The organism is Nocardia sp. NPDC057272, assembly GCF_042668615.1.
Lineage (GTDB): Bacteria > Actinomycetota > Actinomycetes > Mycobacteriales > Mycobacteriaceae > Nocardia.
The window spans coordinates 1-19342 of record NZ_JBHUYK010000027.1 but is presented as its reverse complement, the minus strand read 5'-3'; the positions used below and the strand labels follow the sequence as shown (position 1 = coordinate 19342).

At 68.0% G+C, this 19342-nt stretch carries 16 protein-coding genes and 1 riboswitch; of the genes, 5 read left to right on the top strand and 11 right to left on the bottom strand.

What is annotated here, in order from left to right:
• Nucleotide 1 precedes the first annotated feature (1 nt).
• Nucleotides 2-1375, top strand: a complete 1374-nt coding sequence (locus ACFULV_RS27995) for an alpha/beta hydrolase family protein (protein ID WP_378661779.1) — start codon at nucleotides 2-4, stop codon at nucleotides 1373-1375.
• Between the two features lie 94 nt (nucleotides 1376-1469).
• On the opposite strand, the gene ACFULV_RS27990 is transcribed toward ACFULV_RS27995, so the two are convergent.
• The gene (locus ACFULV_RS27990; RefSeq protein WP_378661776.1) at nucleotides 1470-2558 is read right to left on the bottom strand and encodes an alpha/beta fold hydrolase; all 1089 of its coding nucleotides are present in this window, start codon (nucleotides 2556-2558) and stop codon (nucleotides 1470-1472) included.
• Nucleotides 2559-2773: 215 nt separating this feature from the next.
• Here ACFULV_RS27990 and ACFULV_RS27985 point away from each other — a divergent pair, with 215 nt between their 5' ends.
• Complete coding sequence (locus tag ACFULV_RS27985) at nucleotides 2774-3238, top strand: DUF2752 domain-containing protein (protein ID WP_378638813.1); 465 nt, start codon at nucleotides 2774-2776, stop codon at nucleotides 3236-3238.
• 38 nt (nucleotides 3239-3276) lie between these two features.
• A complete protein-coding gene (locus ACFULV_RS27980) occupies nucleotides 3277-3462 on the top strand; it encodes a hypothetical protein (protein WP_378638815.1) in 186 nt (61 codons plus the stop codon).
• On the opposite strand, the gene ACFULV_RS27975 is transcribed toward ACFULV_RS27980, so the two are convergent.
• The 7 genes from ACFULV_RS27975 to ACFULV_RS27945 all read right to left on the bottom strand — a co-directional run bounded on the left by ACFULV_RS27975 (nucleotide 3447) and on the right by ACFULV_RS27945 (nucleotide 14952).
• Nucleotides 3447-4802, bottom strand: a complete 1356-nt coding sequence (locus ACFULV_RS27975; protein ID WP_378661773.1) for a M1 family metallopeptidase — start codon at nucleotides 4800-4802, stop codon at nucleotides 3447-3449. The two genes, ACFULV_RS27980 and ACFULV_RS27975, sit on opposite strands and share 16 nt — an antisense overlap.
• A complete protein-coding gene (locus tag ACFULV_RS27970; protein ID WP_378661770.1) occupies nucleotides 4802-8710 on the bottom strand; it encodes a Pls/PosA family non-ribosomal peptide synthetase in 3909 nt (1302 codons plus the stop codon). Before ACFULV_RS27970 ends, ACFULV_RS27975 begins: the two co-directional genes overlap by 1 nt.
• A 156-nt stretch (nucleotides 8711-8866) precedes the next feature.
• Complete coding sequence (locus ACFULV_RS27965) at nucleotides 8867-9301, bottom strand: MarR family winged helix-turn-helix transcriptional regulator (RefSeq protein ID WP_378661767.1); 435 nt, start codon at nucleotides 9299-9301, stop codon at nucleotides 8867-8869.
• A 109-nt stretch (nucleotides 9302-9410) separates the two neighbouring features.
• Nucleotides 9411-10667, bottom strand: coding sequence for a hypothetical protein (locus tag ACFULV_RS27960; RefSeq protein WP_378661765.1), 1257 nt, complete (start codon nucleotides 10665-10667; stop codon nucleotides 9411-9413).
• A complete protein-coding gene (locus ACFULV_RS27955) occupies nucleotides 10660-12855 on the bottom strand; it encodes a S8 family peptidase (protein WP_378661763.1) in 2196 nt (731 codons plus the stop codon). Before ACFULV_RS27955 ends, ACFULV_RS27960 begins: the two co-directional genes overlap by 8 nt.
• 24 nt (nucleotides 12856-12879) lie before the next feature.
• Nucleotides 12880-14010, bottom strand: a complete 1131-nt coding sequence (locus tag ACFULV_RS27950; protein ID WP_378661760.1) for an AAA family ATPase — start codon at nucleotides 14008-14010, stop codon at nucleotides 12880-12882.
• A gap of 237 nt (nucleotides 14011-14247) precedes the next feature.
• Nucleotides 14248-14952: a class I SAM-dependent DNA methyltransferase gene (locus tag ACFULV_RS27945; protein ID WP_378661757.1), complete on the bottom strand. Its 705-nt coding sequence runs from the start codon at nucleotides 14950-14952 to the stop codon at nucleotides 14248-14250.
• 172 nt (nucleotides 14953-15124) lie between these two features.
• Nucleotides 15125-15239: riboswitch (SAM riboswitch) on the top strand.
• Between the two features lie 41 nt (nucleotides 15240-15280).
• Here ACFULV_RS27945 and ACFULV_RS27940 point away from each other — a divergent pair.
• Together ACFULV_RS27940 and ACFULV_RS27935 are read left to right on the top strand one after the other, a co-directional pair.
• Nucleotides 15281-16597 (top strand): aminotransferase class V-fold PLP-dependent enzyme, encoded by a 1317-nt coding sequence (locus ACFULV_RS27940; protein ID WP_378661754.1) that lies wholly within the window; start codon nucleotides 15281-15283, stop codon nucleotides 16595-16597.
• Between the two features lie 211 nt (nucleotides 16598-16808).
• Nucleotides 16809-17348: an excalibur calcium-binding domain-containing protein gene (locus ACFULV_RS27935; protein WP_378661751.1), complete on the top strand. Its 540-nt coding sequence runs from the start codon at nucleotides 16809-16811 to the stop codon at nucleotides 17346-17348.
• 14 nt (nucleotides 17349-17362) lie between these two features.
• Here the strand turns inward: ACFULV_RS27935 and ACFULV_RS27930 are convergent, their stop codons facing one another.
• The 3 genes from ACFULV_RS27930 to ACFULV_RS27920 all read right to left on the bottom strand — a co-directional run bounded on the left by ACFULV_RS27930 (nucleotide 17363) and on the right by ACFULV_RS27920 (nucleotide 19168).
• Nucleotides 17363-17671, bottom strand: a complete 309-nt coding sequence (locus ACFULV_RS27930) for a Uma2 family endonuclease (protein WP_378661748.1) — start codon at nucleotides 17669-17671, stop codon at nucleotides 17363-17365.
• A gap of 379 nt (nucleotides 17672-18050) precedes the next feature.
• Complete coding sequence (locus ACFULV_RS27925) at nucleotides 18051-18518, bottom strand: flavin reductase family protein (RefSeq protein ID WP_378638843.1); 468 nt, start codon at nucleotides 18516-18518, stop codon at nucleotides 18051-18053.
• Between the two features lie 173 nt (nucleotides 18519-18691).
• A complete protein-coding gene (locus ACFULV_RS27920; protein WP_378661745.1) occupies nucleotides 18692-19168 on the bottom strand; it encodes a YbaK/EbsC family protein in 477 nt (158 codons plus the stop codon).
• Between the last annotated feature and the right edge of the window lie 174 nt (nucleotides 19169-19342).

Here is a 19342-nt window from a genome sequence, read left to right as displayed (position 1 = left end):
CGTGCTCTCGATCTTCCGGCGAATCATCCTGCTCACCTTCATGATCACCGTCGTCGCCGGATTCCCGGCGGCGCACGCGCAGAACACCACCACCGTCGACATCACCGTCACCCGCTCGGACGGCACGACCACCGCAGGCACCGTGCATGCCCCGACGGGCGCGTCCGGCAGGCCGGGCGTCGTGCTCGTCCACGGATCGGGCGACGGCAGCGGCGAGCACTACGACCATGTCGCCGAGGCGTTCGCCCGCGCGGGCATCGTCGCGCTGCGCTACGACAAGCGCACCGAGGATTACACGCCGTCGCACCGTGACTACTCCCTCCTGGCCGACGACGCGCTGGCAGGGGTTGCCGCACTGCGGAATCGGCCCGAGGTCGACCCGGCGCGAGTAGGTCTGTGGGGTCTGTCGGAGGGCGGATGGGTCGCGCCCCTCGCCGCGTCGCGATCCGCCGACGCGGCGTTCTTGATCACGATCGGCGCGAATTCGGCCGCACCCGCCGCGCAGCAGAACTGGGCGAACGAGACTCGGTTCGGCGCGGCGGGCGTGCGCGGTTCGATGGTCGATGTGCTGGCCCGCAACGGTATTCGTCAGCTGGTCGCCGCCGGTCAGTTCGCGCAAGCCGATTACGACCCGATCCCGGTGCTGGAGCGGATCACCCAGCCGGTCCTCGCGATCTGGGGTGATCTGGACCGTCTGACCCCACCCGGTGACAGTCTGCGCGGATTCCAGACCGCCTTCGAGCATGCCGGAAAGACGAACTACACGCTGCGCACACTCGCGAACGCTCAGCACGCCGGACAACCGACTACCGATGGCTTCGACAAACTTCCCGGCTTGGCGCCGGGATACGGCGAGCTCCTGGGTGATTGGGTCAACGGGCTTCCTGGATCCGCGACCCCGCCGACGGCGGATCAGCCTGCGGCACAGGGGCATCCGGTGCGGGCGCTGGCTCCCGCATCCTGGTGGGAATCGACCACGGTGCAACTGACCTTGCTGTTCGGCATGATCCTGGCACTGGCCGGCTACGCGTTCACCGGAATGGTCAGGTCCTGGCGACTGCCCGATCGGCTGCCTGCGCGAGTGCTGTTGTGCACGACGGTGATCGGCATGCTCGGCACGATCGTCCAGCTCGGCTACATCCTCACCACCCGCGCAACCTCGTTCGGCCCCTTGCTGTTCGGCCGGACCCTGCCCTGGCTGGCATTGCAGGTGATCGCCTTCGTGGCGGTGGTCGCGCTCGGTTTCGTGCTCGCCCGCGCCCGTCACACCCTCGCCGGTGCGAGCGCCGGAGCGCGGACCCGATGGGTCCTGTTGGTCTGCGGTGGAACAGGTTTCGTGCTCTGGGCACTGTACTGGGGTCTGCTGCTCCCTTGACCTACGAGAAAGGCCCCCGACGAGGTCGGGGGCCTTCTTCGCGGTTACTCCTGAGCCGATCGCCGTTGATCGGTCTCAGGAGAACTGGCTCGGGTCAGCGGGCAGCGACATTGCGGCGGGTGGCCCGAGAGTTCATGGAGTTGCGCAGGATCTGGTGCAGAACGGCATCGAAGGCGTCGGTGTCTTCGACATTGCTGAGGTGGCCGTGCGGCAGCACGTGGAAATCGGCCAGGTTGCCGGTGCGGCGCAGGATGTCGACGATGGGGCGCGACAGGCGCTGCGGCAGCAGCCGGTCCCTGGCGCTGGCGATCACCGTGGTCGGGACGGTCAGGTTGGCGGTGCCTGCCGACAGATCCATGTCGGCCATCGCGGCAGCGTGGCGCCCGCGCGCGATCGGGCGGCAGGAGCGGATGATGCCCATCGCGAAGTCGACCTCGTCGGCGGTGGCCTCGGGGGTGAGAATGCGCGTGCGCAGAATCTGCTGGGTGAGCCAGCCGCCGGGGATCGGCAGCGGCGCGAACAGTAGCGACTCGCTGACCGGCTGCGGCATCCGCACCGGTGCGCCCAGCAGGGTGACCGGGTACTGGGCGACGGTGAGCTGCTTGTTCAGCAGCGGCAGCATGTCGGTTTCCCAGCGGATCGCGGCGTTGGCGGTGTTGGCGAGCAGCACGGCGGACGCGCGTCGGGAGACCTGTTCGGGGTGATGCTTGGCCCAGGCCTGAATGGTGAGCCCGCCCATGCTGTGCCCGGCCAGGACCGCTTTCTCGTCTTCACGCAGCGTCGCGTCGAGGACGGCGGACAGGTCGTCGGCCAGGGTGTGTTCGCTGGGGGCGGCGGTGCCGAGGGTGGAGGCGCCGTGGCCGCGCTGGTCGTAGCTGACCACGCGGTACTCGCCGGCGAAGGCGGTGATCTGCGGGTTCCAGTATTCGATACTGCAGGCCCAGCCATGGATGAGGACCAGGGTGGGGGCGGTATCGGGACCGTAGACGTGGACCCGGAGCTGCGCGCCGTCCGTGGTGGTCACCGGGACGACCCGGTGCTCGACGGTGGGGGCGTTGAATTTCGCGGTGGCGAAACTGCGGGTACGCAGCCCGGCACGGAACTGTGCGGTCAGTGCGCCGGTCTCGAGGTGAGAGACCATGGATCGCGCTGCCGCGAGCGTCATCATCGACTTCGCAAGCATTGTCGGCACTCCTTTGTGTCGTAGGCCACCGTACAGTGCAAGCCAGGGTGCTAGCTAGTGTTAGCGGGTCACAGTGTCCCACTTGTTGTGAACTGGGTCACCGAGCGTGCTGACATTGTGAAATCGCCTGAAATCAGCGAAAAATTACACCGCAAGGGCACGATCGGGCATCGGTCGCGCTGGCGGCGGCGTACGGCCGCCGCTACCGTATTGGAGTGGACAAAACGCACGTCACGGCCGAGTTTTCCGGCGCGGATCCCAACCGGGGTACCGCGCGCTCGACCTGGCAGCGGATGACGCCACCGCTGATCGCCGCCGGTCTCGGCGTCGGCACGCTGGCCCTGCTGCATTTCCGTGACCCGCACGTCGAGGGTTCCTACGGCCTGTGCCCGGTGTACGCGCTGTTCGGGGTGTACTGCCCCGGGTGCGGCGGCATGCGCGCGATGCACAACCTCACCGACGGCAACATCGTCGACTCGCTGCACAGCAATCTGCTGGCCCTGCCGCTGACCGTAGCCTTCGCGGTCTTCGTCATCGACTGGATCCTGCGCGCTCGTCGCGGCCAACGGTGGCGCGTACCCGGGCTCAGCGCGGTGACCGTGTGGTCCTTCTTCGGCCTGCTCGCCCTCTATTCTGTGCTCCGCAACACGCCATGGGGAACGTGGCTCACGCCCGTCTGACGCTGGTTCGCGGGCTGATTACCGGGCACCCTGGAGGTATGGGCGATTCACTGAAAGACAGAGTCCGGCAGAAGTTGCAGCGTCAGCTCGCCCAGGACGGACCCGACCCCGAGCAGGACGACGCCAGGGCCATCTCGGTGGCCGACGATCTCGAGGCGCTCGAGATGGTGCAGGCCGACGATCCGCTCATCGAGGAATTGGCCCAGCGTTATCTGGTGTTCTGATGCGCCTGCCCGCCCAGCGGCGGTAATTGCGGCAGCGGCTTGGTCCCGAGCCAGATCGCGAACAGGCCGCGCAACGGCGCCACACTGTAGTGACCGGCCAGGTCGACGAATTCCTCCGTAGTGATAGAGGAGTGCCGGTACCGCGCGGTCCACTCTCTGATCAGTTCGAAGAACAGGTGATCGCGCAGTTCCAGCCGCAGCGCGTGCAGGGTGAGCGCCCCGCGCTTGTAGACCCGGTCGTCGAACATGTCCTTGGGTCCGGGATCGCCGACGATGATGTCCTGCGGCTGACGCGCCAGGTTCGCGCGCGCCGCCCGCGCCAGCTGATCGGCGGTCGGCCCACCGGACGCTTCGGACCAGATCCATTCCGCGTAACAGGCGAAACCTTCGTGCAGCCAGATGTCCTGCCACCGCTTCAGTGTGAGGCTGTTGCCGAACCATTGATGCGCGAGTTCGTGTGCGACAAGACGTTCCGCGCCGCGCTTGCCATCGCAATGGTTGGCGCCGAAGATCGAGATGCCCTGCGCCTCGATCGGGATGTCGAGCTCGTCGTCGGTGACGACCACGGAGTAGTCGTCGAACGGGTACGGCCCGAACCGCTCGGTGAACAAGGCCATCATCTCGGGCTGACGCGCGAAGTCGTGTTCGAAGCTCGCCCGCAACCGCGGCGGGATGACCGCGTGCATCGGTACCGGTTCACCGACGGCGCCGACCCGGTACTTGCGGTAGGTGCCGATCTGGATCGTCGCCAGATAGCTCGCCATCGGCTCGGCCATCTCGTACACCCAGGTGGTCTGGCTGGCCTTGGCCTGCTTGCCGACCAGGGTGCCGTTGGCCAGCGCGTAGAACGGGCTGTCGGTGGTGATCGAAATCCGGTAGGAAGCTTTGGAACTCGGGTGGTCGTCGCACGGGAACCAGGACGCGGCGCCGTTGGGCTGGCTCGCGACCAGCGCGCCCTCGGTGAGTTCTTCCCAGCCGACCTCGCCCCATGGGCCGCGCACCGGCTTGGGGGTGCCCGAGTAGTGGACGGTGATCTCGAGAACGCCACCGGCGGGGATCTTCTGCTGCGGCGTGAGCGCGAGCTTGCCCTGCTGATGGACGAATTTCACCGCCTTCGATCCGTTGACGAGAACCTTCGACACCATCAATGCCTGCGACAGGTCGAGGGTGAACCACGGCCGCACCGTGGTGGTGACCGCGATGATCACCGCACGCCCGGCGAGCCGGTTGCTGGCGGGTCGGTAGCTCAGTTCCAGCTCGTAGCGCGACACACGGTAGCCGCGATTGCCATTCTGCGGCAGGTACGCGTCGATGGGGTCCTCGTAGAACTTGCTCCGCATCAGGCGGCTCCGCGCTGCCTCGACTCCCGCGTCGAGGCGGGATCGGTCCAGTGCGTGATGGGATTGCCCCACCAGCGAGTCGACGGCGGAACCACGTCGCCGCGCATGACGAGCGACGCCGGGCCGATGGTGGCGCCCGCCCCGATGTGGGCGGCGGGCAGGGCGACGCAGTGCGGGCCGAGGGTGGCGCCCGCGTCGAGTGTCACCGTGTCCATGGACATGATGCGGTCGTGGAACAGGTGTGTTTGCACCACGCAGCCGCGCTCCACGGTCGCGCCGTCACCGAGTGTCACCAGGTCCGCCTCCGGTAGCCAGTAGGACTCGCACCATACCCCGCGGCCGATCTTGGCACCGAGTCCGCGAAGCCACAGATTCATGACGGGAGTACCCGTGGCGGCCCGCGCGAACCACGGCGCCGCGACGGTCTCGACGAAGGCGTCGGAGACCTCGTTGCGCCACACGAACGAGCTCCACAGCGGGTACTCCACCGCGCGGATCCGCCCGACAATCAACCACTTGGCGGCCACCGCGATGGCACCGGCGACCGCGCCCGCGGCCATCAGTACCAGACCTGAGACAAGCGCTGCGACAAGATAATCGGTGTGCTGAGCGATCAACGCGAGCACGAGCAGCACGCTGAGGCCGATGGCGAAGGTCACCATCACCGGGATCAACCGGCAGGTCTCCACGAAGGCACGGGCCAGCTTGAGCCGCAGTGGCGGATCGAACGTGCGCGAGGTGTCGCTGGATTCGGTCGCGCGACGAAGCCGCACCGGCGGGCTGCCCAGCCAGGACGAGCCTGCCTTGGCCTTGTTCGGTGCGGCCGAGAGCACCGCGACCAGACCGTTCTTGGGCACGCGCCGACCGGGCGCGGTCATCCCCGAATTGCCGAGAAAGGCGCGCTTGCCGACCTTGGATTCGCCGATGCGCAGCCAGCCGCCGCCGAGTTCGTAGCTACCGATCATGGTGTCGTCGGCCAGGAAAGCGCCGTCGGAGATCACGGTGAACTTGGGCAGCATCAGCACGGTCGACGCCTCGACGTTCTTGCCGATCTTCGCGCCGAGTAGGCGCAGCCAGATCGGCGTGAGCAGGCTGGCGTAGAGCGGGAACAGGAACGTGCGGGCGGAATCGAGCAGGCGTTCGGTGGCCCACACCTGCCAGCCGGTCCGGCTGCGCACGGGGTGGTAGCCCTCGCGCAGACCGATGCTGAGCAGACGCACCGCGAGCACGGTCGCCACGGCGTACACGCCGAGGCTGAGCAGGGTGGCCAGCGGCAGGATGGCGAAGCCGCGCAGGGCGGCGGCGCCGATGGTGGTCTCCTCGCGGACCCACCAGGCGATGAAGGTGCCGCCCACCGCGAGGCCGAACACGGGCATCGCGGCCAGCACCATCGACGACAGGCCGAACACGATCAGCCAGTGCCTGGCACGTTCCGGGGAGTGGTCGGGCCAGCGGCGTGGTGCCTTCCCGGTCTTGGTGGCGGGCGAACCCGCCCATTCCTGTTCGCCCTTGACCTTGCCCGAGACGGCGGAGCCGGGCGCGATCTCGGCTTTCTTGCCGATCTTGGTGCCGGGCAGCAGGATCGAGCGGGCGCCGATCACCGCACCGTCACCGATGGTGATACCGCCGATGTGCACGATGTCGCCGTCGACCCAGTAGCCGGACAGGTCGACCTCGGGTTCGACGCTGGCGCCGTCGCCGAGTTCGAGCATGCCGGTGACCGGCGGCAGGCTGTGCAGGTCGACGCCCTTGCCGATCTTGGCGCCGAGCGCGCGAGCGAACGGAACCATCAGCGGTGCGCCGGACAGGCTTTCGGCGCCACTGGCCTCGGACAGGCGTACGGCGGCCCACAAACGTAAGTGCACGGCCGAGCCGCGGGGGTAGGACCCGGGCCGAAGTCCGGCGAGCAGAATTCGGGCGCCCGCCACGCAGATCGTCATCCGGCCGATCGGCGAGATGAACAGCACGAACGCCAGCAGAATCCACCACCAGGACAGCCGTGGCAGCCACGGCAGCGAACCCGACCAGCCCGCGATGCCCGAGACCACGGTCAGCCACGTGACCCACTGCAACCCGGTGAGGGTGGTCAGCGGAATCGTGGCCAGCACCTGGGTGATCTGGGCGCGCACCGGCGTCGGCTTCACGACGCGCACGTCGACGGCCGCGACCGGCGCGCTGCCGTCGAGCAGTTCGACCAGCGAACCGAGCCGCGGGTGGTCGTAGAGATCGGCGACCGTGACATGCGGGTACCGCTCACGCAACGCGCCGACGAGCTGCGCCGCCGACAACGAGCCGCCGCCGAGATCGAAGAATTCCGCGTCGAGATCGGTGGGCTGGGCGCCGAGGATCGCGTCCCACAGGTTCGCCACCCACGCCGCGGTGCCGGACAGTCCCGTCTCGGGTTCGTCGGCCGAAGGCAGCGGCCATGGCAGTGCGTCGCGGTCGACCTTGCCGGAGGTGCGGGTCGGCAGGTCGGCGACGACCGCCAGTCGCGGCACGAGCGGAGCCGGAAGTTGTTCGGCCAGAATCTCCCTGGCCTTCTTCACATCGAAATCAGGACCGGCGCCGGTGAGATAGCCGACGAGAATCTTGTTGCCGGCCTTGGTGGTTCGGATCGCGGCAGCCGCGCCGCTGACACCCGGCAGATGCTGGAGCGCGTTGTCGAGCTCGCCGAGTTCGATGCGGCGGCCACCGATCTTGATCTGGTCGTCGGCGCGGCCGAGGAAGATCAGGCCCTCGCGGTCGTTGCGTACCAAATCCCCACTGCGATAGGCGCGTTCCCACCCGAGGGAGGGCAGCGGCGCGTACTTCTCGGCGTCCTTGGCCGGATCGAGGTAGCGGGCCAGTCCGACGCCACCGATCACCAGTTCACCGGTTTCGCCTTCGCCCACCGGGTTGCCCTGCGGGTCGACGACGGTGAGGTCCCAGCCGTCGAGCGGCAGGCCGATCCGGACGGGCATCTCGCCGGTGAGCAGCGCGGCACAGGCGACCACGGTCGCCTCGGTGGGCCCGTAGGTGTTCCACACTTCGCGGTCGGCGCCGGTCAGCCGTTCGGCCAGCTCCGGAGGTACCGCTTCGCCGCCGAAGATCAGCAGTCGCACCGATTCCAGCGCTTGGGCAGGCCAGGTCGCGGCCAGCGTCGGCACCGTGGAGACGATGCTGATCTCGCGGCGCATCAGCCACGGGCCGAGGTCGGCGCCGGTGCGCACCAGATCGCGCGGCGCGGGGACCAGGCAGGCGCCGTTGCGCCAGGCCAGCCACATTTCCTCGCAGGAGGCGTCGAAGGCCACCGACAGGCCTGCCAGGACCCGGTCGCCGGGGCCGATCGGGGCCTTGCGCAGGAAGAGCCGGGCCTCGGCGTCGACGAAGGCGGCGGCGTTGCGATGGGTTACCGCAACACCTTTCGGGGTGCCGGTGGAGCCGGAGGTGAAGATGATCCACGCGTCGTCGGCGGGGGTGGGCAGGGTGTTCCAGTCGTGGTCGCCGGTGGCGGTGGTGGCCGACTCGATGCCGTCGCCGGTGGCGATCGCGCTCACCCTCGCCTCGCCGAAGACGAGCTTGGCTCGCTCCTCCGGGTCGTCGGCGTCGACGGGTACGTAGGCGGCGCCGCAGTAGAGCACGGCCAGAATCGTCACGTACAGCGCGGCGGAGCCCGAGGGCATCCGCACGCCGACGCGGTCGCCCGGTCGCACGCCCGCCTCGGTGAGCTCGGCCATCCTGGCCTCGATCGTGGCGATCAGTTCCATGTAGCTGAGCACAACGGTGCCGTCGTCGATGGCCGGTGCGTCCGGGTGTGCCACGGCGGTGCTGGTCAGGATGTCGACCAGGGTGCGCGGCGGCGCGGCGAGATCCGCGCGCAACAGCGGGTCGCGCAGGACCGCCGGTACCTCAGTGTGTGGCTCGAGCATCGTGCTCAGTCCACCTCTCATCGGTTGACCCCCATCGGTGGTGTCTGTTGTTTCATGAGCGGGTTACCGGAGGGCAAACAGGATGGTCACCAGATGCCAACGGTACTCGGTGCGGGTGTTGCCGGACGGCAGCGAAAGGCGTGCCGTCGGCGCTGTTCACGAAGGTGATTCCGGCAGTTCGCCGAGGGCGGTGACCGTCAGCCGGTGCAGCGTCCGCTGTTCGTCTTCGTCCAGGTTGCTCAGCACGCGGGCGGTGGCCTCGGCGATCAGCTTGTCGGTGCGTTTGCACTGTTTGCGCCCGGCCTCGGTGATCCGCAGCCGGTATTTGCGGCGATCCTTGCCGTCGCGGGTGCGCTCTACCAGGTCGGCGCGTTCCAGCGCGTCGATGAGGCGGACGACTTCACTGCGGTCGATACCGAGCGCATCGCCCACCTTCTTCTGCGTCAGGTCGGCGTTTTCCTCGATGAAGGTGAGCACCCAGTGATCGCGCAACGGGAAGCCGATCTCGGCGTGCAGCGCCTTGGTGAGCCGTCCGAGCGCGTACACCGGGTAGCGCGGCAGGCCGCGGACGGAGTTCGTGTTCGTGGACATGAGAGGGAACTCTAGCAAATAGTGGAGTTGCCCAATCATCTTGGGTATCCATCATGGGGCGCATGGATGGTTGGAAACTGGGTGTGATCAGGCAACTCGGGGCAATCGGTCAGGGGTAGCCGACCACGTTGCGTGCGCGTGGCGAGCGCGCGGACTGATAGGTCTCGGCGCGGCGCCTGACCTGAGCGTGGATGCTCGAGGTGGGATCGAGATCGGCGAGCTCGAACGAGATCTTGCCGCCGTGGTCGTGGTGGATGACCAGGGAATCGTCGAGGACGCGGTAGACCGCGCGAACTTCACCTTCGGCCCAGGCCGCGACGTACCGCACCGCGACAGCCCGGTGCAGCGCGAGTCGCCAGTACTTGCTGGTTCGCTCGCGCAATCGATCGGCATCGACGCCGTCGTACCAGCTGCGCTCCGTCATGGGCGAGGAGCTGCCCGCCTGTGCCCAACGGTCGGCGGCGCTCAGGTCGACCCACAGGATCTCGCCGTCGCCGACCTGGTGGCCCGCGCGGGTCACGCGCCGTGACGGCGGCCGCCGGGGCGGTTTGGCGCGTGTGCCGATGACGGTGACGGCCGGCGTGCCGGGCAGTCGCGTTGCCGGGTCCACGGGCTGGTAGCCGGGATTGTCCTCGCGGACGAAGCCGAGAACGCGATCGAAGGCCGACAGGCCCGGTGCGGGGGCGCAACCGTCCAGGCACAGCAGGGTGCGGCCGAGTGCGAAGACGAGATCCGCCGCGATCGAACCCCGCTTCTCCTCGTCGAACGCGCGGGTGAGGACTTGTGCGGGGACGATCACGATCGAGGTATCCGACGGGCTGGTGTGCTCGGCGCAGCGGGTGAGGTGACCGACGTGCGCCGACTCGGACTCGGCGTAGAACAGGTAGTACGCGGTGGCGCCGAAATGCTCTGCGGCGTCCTGTAGATCGGCTCGCTGCGCGGAGGGCAGAGCAGCCGATTTGATCGGTTCACCCTGTCTGGCCCGCTTGGCCTGGATGAGTAACCGCACTTCGCCTGCACCCGAAGGGTCCTGCACGCTGTAGATGAAATCCGCACCGACTCCGCGCCTGCCACGGGCCCGGTTACCGCCCTCCTCCGGTCGGGTCAGCAGCCGGAGCCCGCCCGATCCCGCCGCCTGCGTCGCCGACCCCCACGACGTGCACCCCCGCGGCGGCACGCAATCGGGGCACGGCGCGTCGATGCGGTAGTCCACCCCGGTGAGATGGCCGAGCAGGATCTCGGTGAACGTCTCCTCCTGCCACGGAAACAGCCGCGCGCCCAGGTGCTGCAGCCGGTAAACGCTCTGACAACTCAGCCGCCGCGCCGCGATCGGGTCGACGAAGATCTCCGCTGGGAACTCAGACATCGAGTGGGATCTCGATCGTCGGGCGAAGCGCTTCGAGCTGGGTGACATAGGCGCTGAGCACCCGCTCGTACAGGTCGTCGACCTTGGCGTGGCGCACTGTGATCACCATCGAGTAGCGGATCGGCTGTGCGTTGACGGTGGGATGGCCGGATTCCCTGGCGGTGTGGTGGATGTCGAAGACCGGGTTGCGCAGGCTGTTGACGCGCTTGCTCCGCTCGGCATGCAGGACGGTGTCCCACTTGTGCGAGTCACGGCGCAGCACGGCCTCGGGGTCGAGTTCGGTCGCGCGGAAGAACGGGGCCGAATCCGGGTGGATTCTGGTCGGTTCGGCGAACCGCTCGTCATGCGGACGGAACGTGACGTCGAGGCCGCTGCGGGTGTAGCTGCCGGGGTCGGCGGGGTCGACCGGGGTAGCGAAGACCAGAGTCGCTCGAATGCGGACCATGCCGGCGGGCAGCGCCGCGGGCAGCGGAATCCGGGCGCGCAGGTATTTCGCGGGGGTGAGTTCACCCTGGTAGAGCACTCTGGCTTCGCCGTCGCCGCACAGAACCATGTCGGCCAGGGTGGCGGCGATACGGCCGTGTCCTGAGTCGGAATCCGGTGAACTGGTGCGTCTTTCGGCAGTGTGCACGAGCAGGGCCTTCAGGTCGAGCGCACCGAGTTTCGGGCCGAACAGGGTGCGGGCGCCCAGTGCGGCGCGCAGGGCCATCGGGGCGGCGAAGCTGGTGCCGGAGTCGGGAACTGCGGTGCCGTCCGGTCCGACGACGTGGAACGGTTCGTGATCGCTGCCGCCGAAGGCGAGCAGGTCGGGCTTCACGGTGCCGGGGGAGCGGCCCGGCCCGATCGCGGAGTACGGCGCACGGTTCCATTGCGCTCCCACCCGATCCGATGAACCGACCGCGAGCGCGTTGACGCTGTCGGCCGGAACCTGGACGCGCGCATTGCCACTCGGTCTGTCGGCCTCGCCGTTGTTGCCGACCGCGATGGTGGCCAGCGTGGTGCCGTCGCTGAGGTAGTCGTCCCAGAACGCGGTCCAGGCGTGCACTTCGTCGTCCTCGATGGGGAGTTCGGGGCCGATGCTGACATTGACGAACTCGTATTTGCGTTGGCGCAGCACGGTATCGATGCGCTCGATGGCCGAGTACAGCTCGCACTGGTCGTCGTCGGTGTCCTCGTCGAGCACCTGATAGTGGTCGATGTAGCCGTAGGGGACCGGGACCGGCTGGACGGGGTCGACGCTGCCGAACAGCAGCGCCGAGGTGACGCGGTGGCCGTGGTCGAGATAGGTGCGCTGCGGCGCGGCGCTGTCGGCGAAGGCGTGGGCGTCGACCCAGCGGGTCAGCGGGGTGCGTGCGGGGATGCCACCGTCGAAGACCGCGATGGTGAGTTCCCGGTCGGTCGGCTCGGTCGTCGGCAAGGCCGGGCGGAACGTCGAAAGCGCTGTCCTGGTGGTGGTGTCGCGCCCGAGCTGGGTGCGCATGCGCGGCATGCGGCGGATCACCCTGGTGAACGAGTAGCCGGCGAGTGCGGCGATGGCGGCGTGGGTTCCGGTGACGGGGACGAAGGCCAGACCACCGTTGTCGAGTCGGCGGTCGATGGCCACGTCGAGATCGAGATCGCGGGAGAAGTCGAGCAGACCCTGCAGGGCGATGTCGCGACCGGAGTGCAGCACCAATTCGGCGACGGTCTCCGAATTACGCGGTTCCGCTGCGAGCCTGAGCCTGTCGGCGGCGTTGTTGAGCCGGAATTCCGCCAGGCTGACGATACCGATCTCGGCGCCGCCCAGCGGTGCGTCGGCAGTGATCCGCTCGGTGAGCAACTGCAGATTGACGCGGGTCGTCGCCAGGAACAGCAGGGTGCTCGCCCGCGGTTTGCCGTGCTCCGGCGCGATCGCCACCGGCCTGCTGCCCAGCGGATCCAACTGCATCGATGTGAGAAGTCTTGTGGGATAACCACTTTTGGACAGGTACTGCGGATGCAGGGTGACCGCCGTGACCGTCTCGTCCTCCGGGCAGGCCGTCTTCGGCAACGCGTCCGCACTCGACGTGGCCGCGCTCAGCATCGGCGCGAGTCGGGCTCGCGCCTGCGCCACCGTGTACGGGGGCTGCGGCGAGCCGCCCGATCTGCTGGGGGAGATGGGCGCGGTGAGTCGCTCACCGAAGCCGATCAGAAATCGCGGTCCCGCCACCGGTGAATCCCCCCAGCTGCCACGTTATTCCCGTCGATGCGTGAAACCACGAATGGTGTCGCGCGACACCCCCGTCAGCGCGCTGATCTGGCGCTGAGACAAGCCTGACACGCCTGTCAGCGTCTGTGCCAGCCGTAACCGATCCGTTTTGGGAAGTTCAGCTGCCAGTCGCGCGGAATGCTCGGCCATCAGCCCGGGCAGTAGCTGGTCCTCGAGCACGCAACGCCTGCGCAATCGCAGCATCGCGCGCTCGATATCGTTGAACGACAAGCCCTTCGACGCCAGCGCGACCGCGTCCACCGCGCCGTCGGGCAGTGGCTGCCCGGCGAACCGGCGAATCGCCTCGCAGCGTTGCTCGGCCTCGGGCAGCGCGAACTCCACGCTCACATCGAAGCGCCGCCACGCGGCCGGATCCAGCAGATCGGCGTGGTTGGTCGCGCCGATGACCAGGCCCCCGCCGGTCGGCCAGTCGTCGATCTGCTGGAGCAGCACCGTCACCAGTCGCTTCAACTCGCCCACGTCGCGATCGTCGTCGCGACGCTTGGCGATGGCGTCGAGCTCGTCGAGCAGCAGAACGCACGGCCGCTGCTTGGCGTAGTCGATGGCATGGCGCAGGTTGGTGCCGGTCTTGCCGAGCAGGCTGCTCATGATGGTCGCCAAGTCCAGAACCACCAGCGGCAGCGACAGTTGGTGGGCCAGCCAGGCCGCGGCCATCGTCTTGCCGACGCCGGGCGGACCGACGAACAGCAAGCTGCGGGCCGGGCTCAGATCGGCGGCGGCCAGCCGGTCGGCCTGCTTGCGTTCGTCGACGATCTGGGTGAGCACGTCGTAGGTTTCGGCGGCCAGGATCGGCACTTCGGCGGTGGAGCCGGGCGGGATCACCCGCAGCAGCGGCAGCCGGCTGTCGCCGTCGACCGGAATCGGCGTATCCACCTCCGCGCGTAGGGGATTGGCGCGCGTGGGGTTCTGGCGCAGCAGCGCGATCAGCGCATCGGCCAGTTCGGGACTGGCATGCCGGTGGCGGCGCGCGGCCCGGCGCACGAACATTGCGACATCCTGCTCGCGCCCGGCGAGCGCCAACCTGGCCAGGTGGACGAATTCGTCGGGTAGATCGGCGCTCACGTCCGCCGAAGTGGAGCTCAAGGCGTGTGACATGGTCTTCTTCCGATCAACTACGTGGACTATTTTCGCTTCACTCGATCGTACGGCGTCCATCACGGGCAAAGTTCACCCCTTGTGTACCGGTTTGACATCGGACCCCACCCGCAGCGCCACATTGATCTGCCGAGCCCTCAGCGCAGCGATTCCCTTCGTCGGATGCTAGTTCCGCCACGTCCCCTCATGGGCGATTCCCTTCGCTTCGGGCGTGCCTCGAAGCGTGCGGCGCGGCGCCTACGCGGTGCCGAGCGTCCAGACCAGCGCCATGGTGAACGGGTGGCCGCGCAGGTCGGCCCACTTGGGTTTCGCCGCGAGCCAGGCGTCGTCGACCAGGGCCTCGGCCGCTTCGGCGAGGACCCAGCCCGCGTCGGTGCCCGCGGTGATGTGCTCGCTCAGCAGGTGCAGGTGGGTGCTGATCGCGATCGGATCGCCCCCAGCGGGGGTGTAGTGCGTCGGCATTCCGGTGACCATCATGAACTGTGGGTGGTAGCTGATCTGGGCGAACGTGGCTCCTGGGACAGCCAGCCGCGCGGCCTCGGTGTAGAACGGGCGCAGGTCCGGCAGGTGTTCGTCGATCAGTGAGGAGATCACGAGATCGTAAGTGCTGCTTGGTAATTCGGTGGCACACACGTCGGCCTTGGTGAGTGTGCGGTGTACACCGCGGGCGCGGGCACGGGCCAGCATGCCCGCGCTCAGATCGACGCCGTCGATCTCGGCGCTACTGCGGCTGCGCAACCACGCGCCGGTTCGCCCCGTCCCGCAACCCAGGTCGACCGCCTGTCGCACTCCCGCCCAATCCGGGCGACGAAGCCGATCCAGCAGCGCCGCGTCCATCTCGTCCATCACGGTGCGCTCGTAGGTGTCGGCCCAGCCGTCGTAACCGGTGGCGACATCGACGGTGGGGTAGTTGCGCCGGTCGAAATCGGCGAAGGCAGGCATCCCCGGAGTATCACAAGGGAAAGCGCACGTGGACAACCGATTTCCCGCTGCGGCCGCGACGGCCCGGCCGCCGCGCCGAACCGGGAGATCTCGTGGGTGGTCGGGGTCGACTCGGAGCGCGCCGACGATCGGTGGTTGACAGGTCCGGTGGTCGTCTGTCACTCTCGTTGCAGGTCACGAGTACCAGCGTTCAGCCCCGGCTTGCTGGTCGGCAACCCTCCTCCGCGGTGGGGTGCTCCGGGTGACGACCAGGCTGACGTCCGAATTGGGCGCGGCAAGCGCGGGCCACCTCTTCAGGAGCGGGTCCCTGAGCCGACGGGATTTCGTCATGACTGCTGTAATCGACCCCACCTGTGCCATCGCCGCCGTTTCCGGTGCCGACCTGCAGGTTCCGCTCGTTCAGGGCGGTACCAGCTCCTACGCCAACTTCGACTACGCGGCGAGTGCGCCGGCGTTGAAGCAGGTCACCGACCGGATTTCGCAGTTGCTGCCGTTCTACGCCAGCGTGCACCGGGGCGCGGGATACGCCTCGCGGATCTCCACCGAGTGCTACGAGGCTTCGCGTGGGTCCGTTGCCCGGTTCCTCGACGCCGACGACGACCAGGTCGTGGTGTTCACGCGCAACACCACCGATTCGCTGAACCTGCTGGCCGGGTGCGTGCCGGGGGAGACCGTGGTACTCGATATCGAGCACCACGCCAACTTCCTGCCGTGGGCGAAGCACGGTCGTCGCGTCGTGCGGGCCGCCGACACGGTCGAGGAGACGATTCAGCGTGTCGTCGCCGAGCTGTGCAGCAAGCCTGCCGCGCTGCTGGCGGTGACCGGTGCGTCCAACGTCACCGGTGAGGTGCTGCCGCTGGAACGGCTCGCGACCATCGCCCATCTGTGTGGTGCGCGCATCCTCGTCGACGCCGCTCAGCTGGCTCCGCATCGCCGGATCTCCCTGCGCGAGACCGGGATCGACTACCTCGCCTTCTCCGGGCACAAGCTGTACGCGCCGTTCGGTTCGGGTGTGCTCGTCGGCCGGCGGGACTGGCTGGACGAGGGTGGGCCCTACCTGGCCGGTGGTGGTGCGGTGCGCAATGTCGGTGTGACAGAGGTCGAATGGGCGTGCGCGCCGCAGCGGCACGAAGCCGGCTCGCCGAACGTCCTGGGCGCGGCCGCTATTGCCGCCGCCTGCGATGCGCTCGCCGCCATCGACCCCACCGAACTCGTCGCGCACGAGCGCTTTCTGGCCGACCGGCTGCGTGACGGCCTGTCCGCGATCCCCGGCGTCGACCTGGTCGGTATCTGGTCCGACAGCCCCGACTGTGTGGGCATCGTCGCCTTCACGATCGCCGATATCGCCCCCGGCAAAGTCGCCGCGTACCTCTCCGCCGAGCACGCCATCGGCGTGCGCGACGGCCGCTTCTGCGCGCACCCCCTCCTCGCGAGCCTCGGCCTCGACGCCGCCCTCCGAGCCAGCATCGGCCTCGGCACCACCGCCGCCGACGTAGACCGCCTGATCAGCGCGGTAGCAACCCTGGTCAGCCACGGTCCCACCTGGAACTACGCCGCCACCGACGGCCACTGGAACCCGACCCCCGAAACCCGTCCCCTCAGCGCCTCTTCCCCCGAAGGCGCCGCCCCCTGCCTGATCGGCTGAACTCGTCACAGGCGAGATTCACCGGACGTCGGCCGTCGAGACCTGCTCTCGGCGGCCGATATTCGTTCCCCCGCTGAGCGGCATCCGCCAGAGAATCCGACCGGACCGCTTCTCGGAAATCCCAGGTTTGGAATGCGTTCTGTCTGGGTAACGCCTGTCGAACCTGTCGCGATGAAGCCCCCGAGATTGTCCGATAATCAAAGGGGACACTGTGACTCGACCGATTCAGCCGCCCGACCCGTGGGCTCGTCCGCCCCGGCAGCCCGAAAAGAAACGGCGTTGGCCGTTGCTGGCCGGGATCGGAGTCGCCGGCGTGCTCGGTCTCTCGGTCGTCGCCGGTCTCAGTGACGACAACCCTGCTCCGGCCGCGCGGACATCACCCACCTCGACCACCCGCATCGTCGAATCATCGACCACCACAAAGCCGTCGACGACCACCGCGACCCCGACAACCACGGCATCCACCGCCCTGTCACTCGCCCCGACGACCACGATCGATCTCCCGCCGGCGCCCATCGCGCCGACCACCACGATCGCGCCGCCGGTCATCGTCCCCGTGCCGACCACGACGGTCGACCTCCCCGCCCCACGAGTGGCAGTCGTGCCGGAGCCCGAAGCACCCGCGCCCGCCAGCGCTTATTACAAGAACTGTGACGCAGCCAAGGCTGCCGGTGCCGCCCCGATCCACATCGGTGAACCCGGCTACCGACCAGAGCTCGACCGGAACAAGGATGGCGTGGCCTGCGAATAGGGGCCGATCAGGTATCAGTCGAGGTCCGCGTCGAGGGCGTCCCAGGTGATGGTGACGTCGAGCGGATCGGAGATGGCGATCGCGAGGGGATTGTGGGAGCGGAAACGGGTTTCGGCGGAGACGTAGACGCCTGCGCTATTGAGACGGAGGATCTCGATGGATTTCACGCGGCCGTCGTTGTTCTCCATGCGGACAATCCAGTACTGCTCGATGCCCAGGCGTGCGTATTCCGCACGTTTGTCCACACAATCGGCGGTAACCGTCGCTGGTGAAACCACTTCGACCACAGCAAGGTGTCGCCTGCTGTCGGCTTGGTTTTCCACTTGTCGCGGGGGTCTTCGATACACCGATACACGATGGCGTCGGGGCGGCGGAAATTGAACGGAACCTCGGAGACCAGCATGTCCAGTTCGCCGCCGGCCTTCAGACAGGGTTGCCCGTCGGCACGTTTCCGGATCGCTTCCCGCAGGGACTGTTTGATCACGTCGGCGATGGCGATGTGATTCGGCGATGGTGAGTCGCAAGGCACCAGCAGGCCGTCTTTGACCTCGATCACCCGGGAGAGGTCTTCCGGCATCGCCGAATACGTGTCAAGGTCGATACGCGGAACACCGGCGCGCAACCACGACCAGTCGTATGCCTCGCTCACCGGACCAGCACTAGCTGTAGCACGTGGTCCACCGGCTTACGTAGACGCTCTGATCAGGTGTCGAGGGCGGTGGGGCGGTGGTATTTGCCGTTGTAGTAGAGCAACGGGGCCGCGGAGGGGGACTCTTCGGTTTGGTCATGGACTCGGGTGACCAGGCCTACGGCGAGGGTGTGGTCGCCGAGGTCGATGAGTTTGTGGAGGGTGGTGCGCAGCCAGATGGGGGTGCCGTGCAGGACCGGTTCGCCGGTGTCGAGAGTGGTCCAGAGGGCGCGATCGGTGAAGCGGTCGGCGGCGGTGCGCGAGAAGCGGTGGGCCAGGTGTTGTTGGTGTTCGCCCAGGAAATGGATCACCACCGAGTCCGCGGCTCGCAACGCGTCGATGCTCGATGAGGTGTGCGCGATATTGAACGACACCAGGGGCGGTTCCAGCGACAGGGAGGCGAACGAGGTGGCCGTGAACCCCACCGGTCCACTCTCGGCTCCGAGCGTCACCACCGTGACGCCGGCCGGATAGTGCCGCATAGAGGCCCGGTACTGCTCAGCTGTTATTCCGCTCAGATCATCGGGAACGACCAGTCCGGTCTCAGAAGGTTGCACATCGCCCACCGCCCCCAACTTACGCCCGTCCGGCGTGCGTCCTCATGTTCGCTGTGTCCGTTTGATCCAACTCACACGGTCGGGAAGGGCACCCGAATTCAGTCGATATCAATCGGCAGACCCGCGGTGATGCGGACGATTTCGCGGAAGTTGGTGCGGAACACGGTGTTCGGGTGGCCGCCCGCTGCCCAGACTTCGGGGTGGGCGGCGAGGGCGGTGTCCACCCAGGTGGGGAGGTTGGTGGGGTGACCGAGGGGAGCCGTGCCGTCGATGGGCTGGCCGGTGATGCGTTCGGCCAGGGCGGTGGGGGCCGGGGTGAGGGTGCCCTCGAGGCGTTTGCCGGTGCGGACGAGGTCCACGCGGTGATGGCCGGCGACCAGGAGCAGAACGGGGTCGTCGTCGAGGAGGAAGACCTGGGCGGTGAGGATCGCGGTGGGCTGGGCGCCCATGGCGCGGGCGGCGTCGGCCGCGGTGGGAGCCGGCGTCTCGGGGCAGACGATGACGCCGTGGTGCCCGCGGGCGATGAGAGTTTCCGCGACCCGGCATGCGACCGGCGGCAATGACGACCTGCGCATGTCATCCAGAGTAGGGCGATTGCGGGAAATGTGCTGTGTAACTGGAGCACTGGCGTGCTCGAGTTCGCGGCCCCGCCGGTCCCGGGGGGGGGGGGTGGGGGGGTTTTTGGTGAGTGGGGAACCAACACACCCCAACAAAACAGGCCGGCGCCGCCCCCCCCCCCCCGCCGCCGG

Coding starts and splice junctions, on each gene's coding strand:
- ACFULV_RS27960 (WP_378661765.1), bottom strand. CDS start 10,667: ATGTCTGAGTTCCCAGCGGAGATCTTCGTCGACCCGATCGCGGCGCGG.
- ACFULV_RS27970 (WP_378661770.1), bottom strand. CDS start 8,710: ATGCTCGAGCCACACACTGAGGTACCGGCGGTCCTGCGCGACCCGCTG.
- ACFULV_RS27975 (WP_378661773.1), bottom strand. CDS start 4,802: ATGCGGAGCAAGTTCTACGAGGACCCCATCGACGCGTACCTGCCGCAG.
- ACFULV_RS27920 (WP_378661745.1), bottom strand. CDS start 19,168: ATGCGCAGGTCGTCATTGCCGCCGGTCGCATGCCGGGTCGCGGAAACT.
- ACFULV_RS27940 (WP_378661754.1), top strand. CDS start 15,281: ATGACTGCTGTAATCGACCCCACCTGTGCCATCGCCGCCGTTTCCGGT.
- ACFULV_RS27980 (WP_378638815.1), top strand. CDS start 3,277: ATGGGCGATTCACTGAAAGACAGAGTCCGGCAGAAGTTGCAGCGTCAG.
- ACFULV_RS27945 (WP_378661757.1), bottom strand. CDS start 14,952: ATGCCTGCCTTCGCCGATTTCGACCGGCGCAACTACCCCACCGTCGAT.
- ACFULV_RS27965 (WP_378661767.1), bottom strand. CDS start 9,301: ATGTCCACGAACACGAACTCCGTCCGCGGCCTGCCGCGCTACCCGGTG.
- ACFULV_RS27925 (WP_378638843.1), bottom strand. CDS start 18,518: ATGCGGCACTATCCGGCCGGCGTCACGGTGGTGACGCTCGGAGCCGAG.
- ACFULV_RS27990 (WP_378661776.1), bottom strand. CDS start 2,558: ATGCTTGCGAAGTCGATGATGACGCTCGCGGCAGCGCGATCCATGGTC.
- ACFULV_RS27950 (WP_378661760.1), bottom strand. CDS start 14,010: ATGTCACACGCCTTGAGCTCCACTTCGGCGGACGTGAGCGCCGATCTA.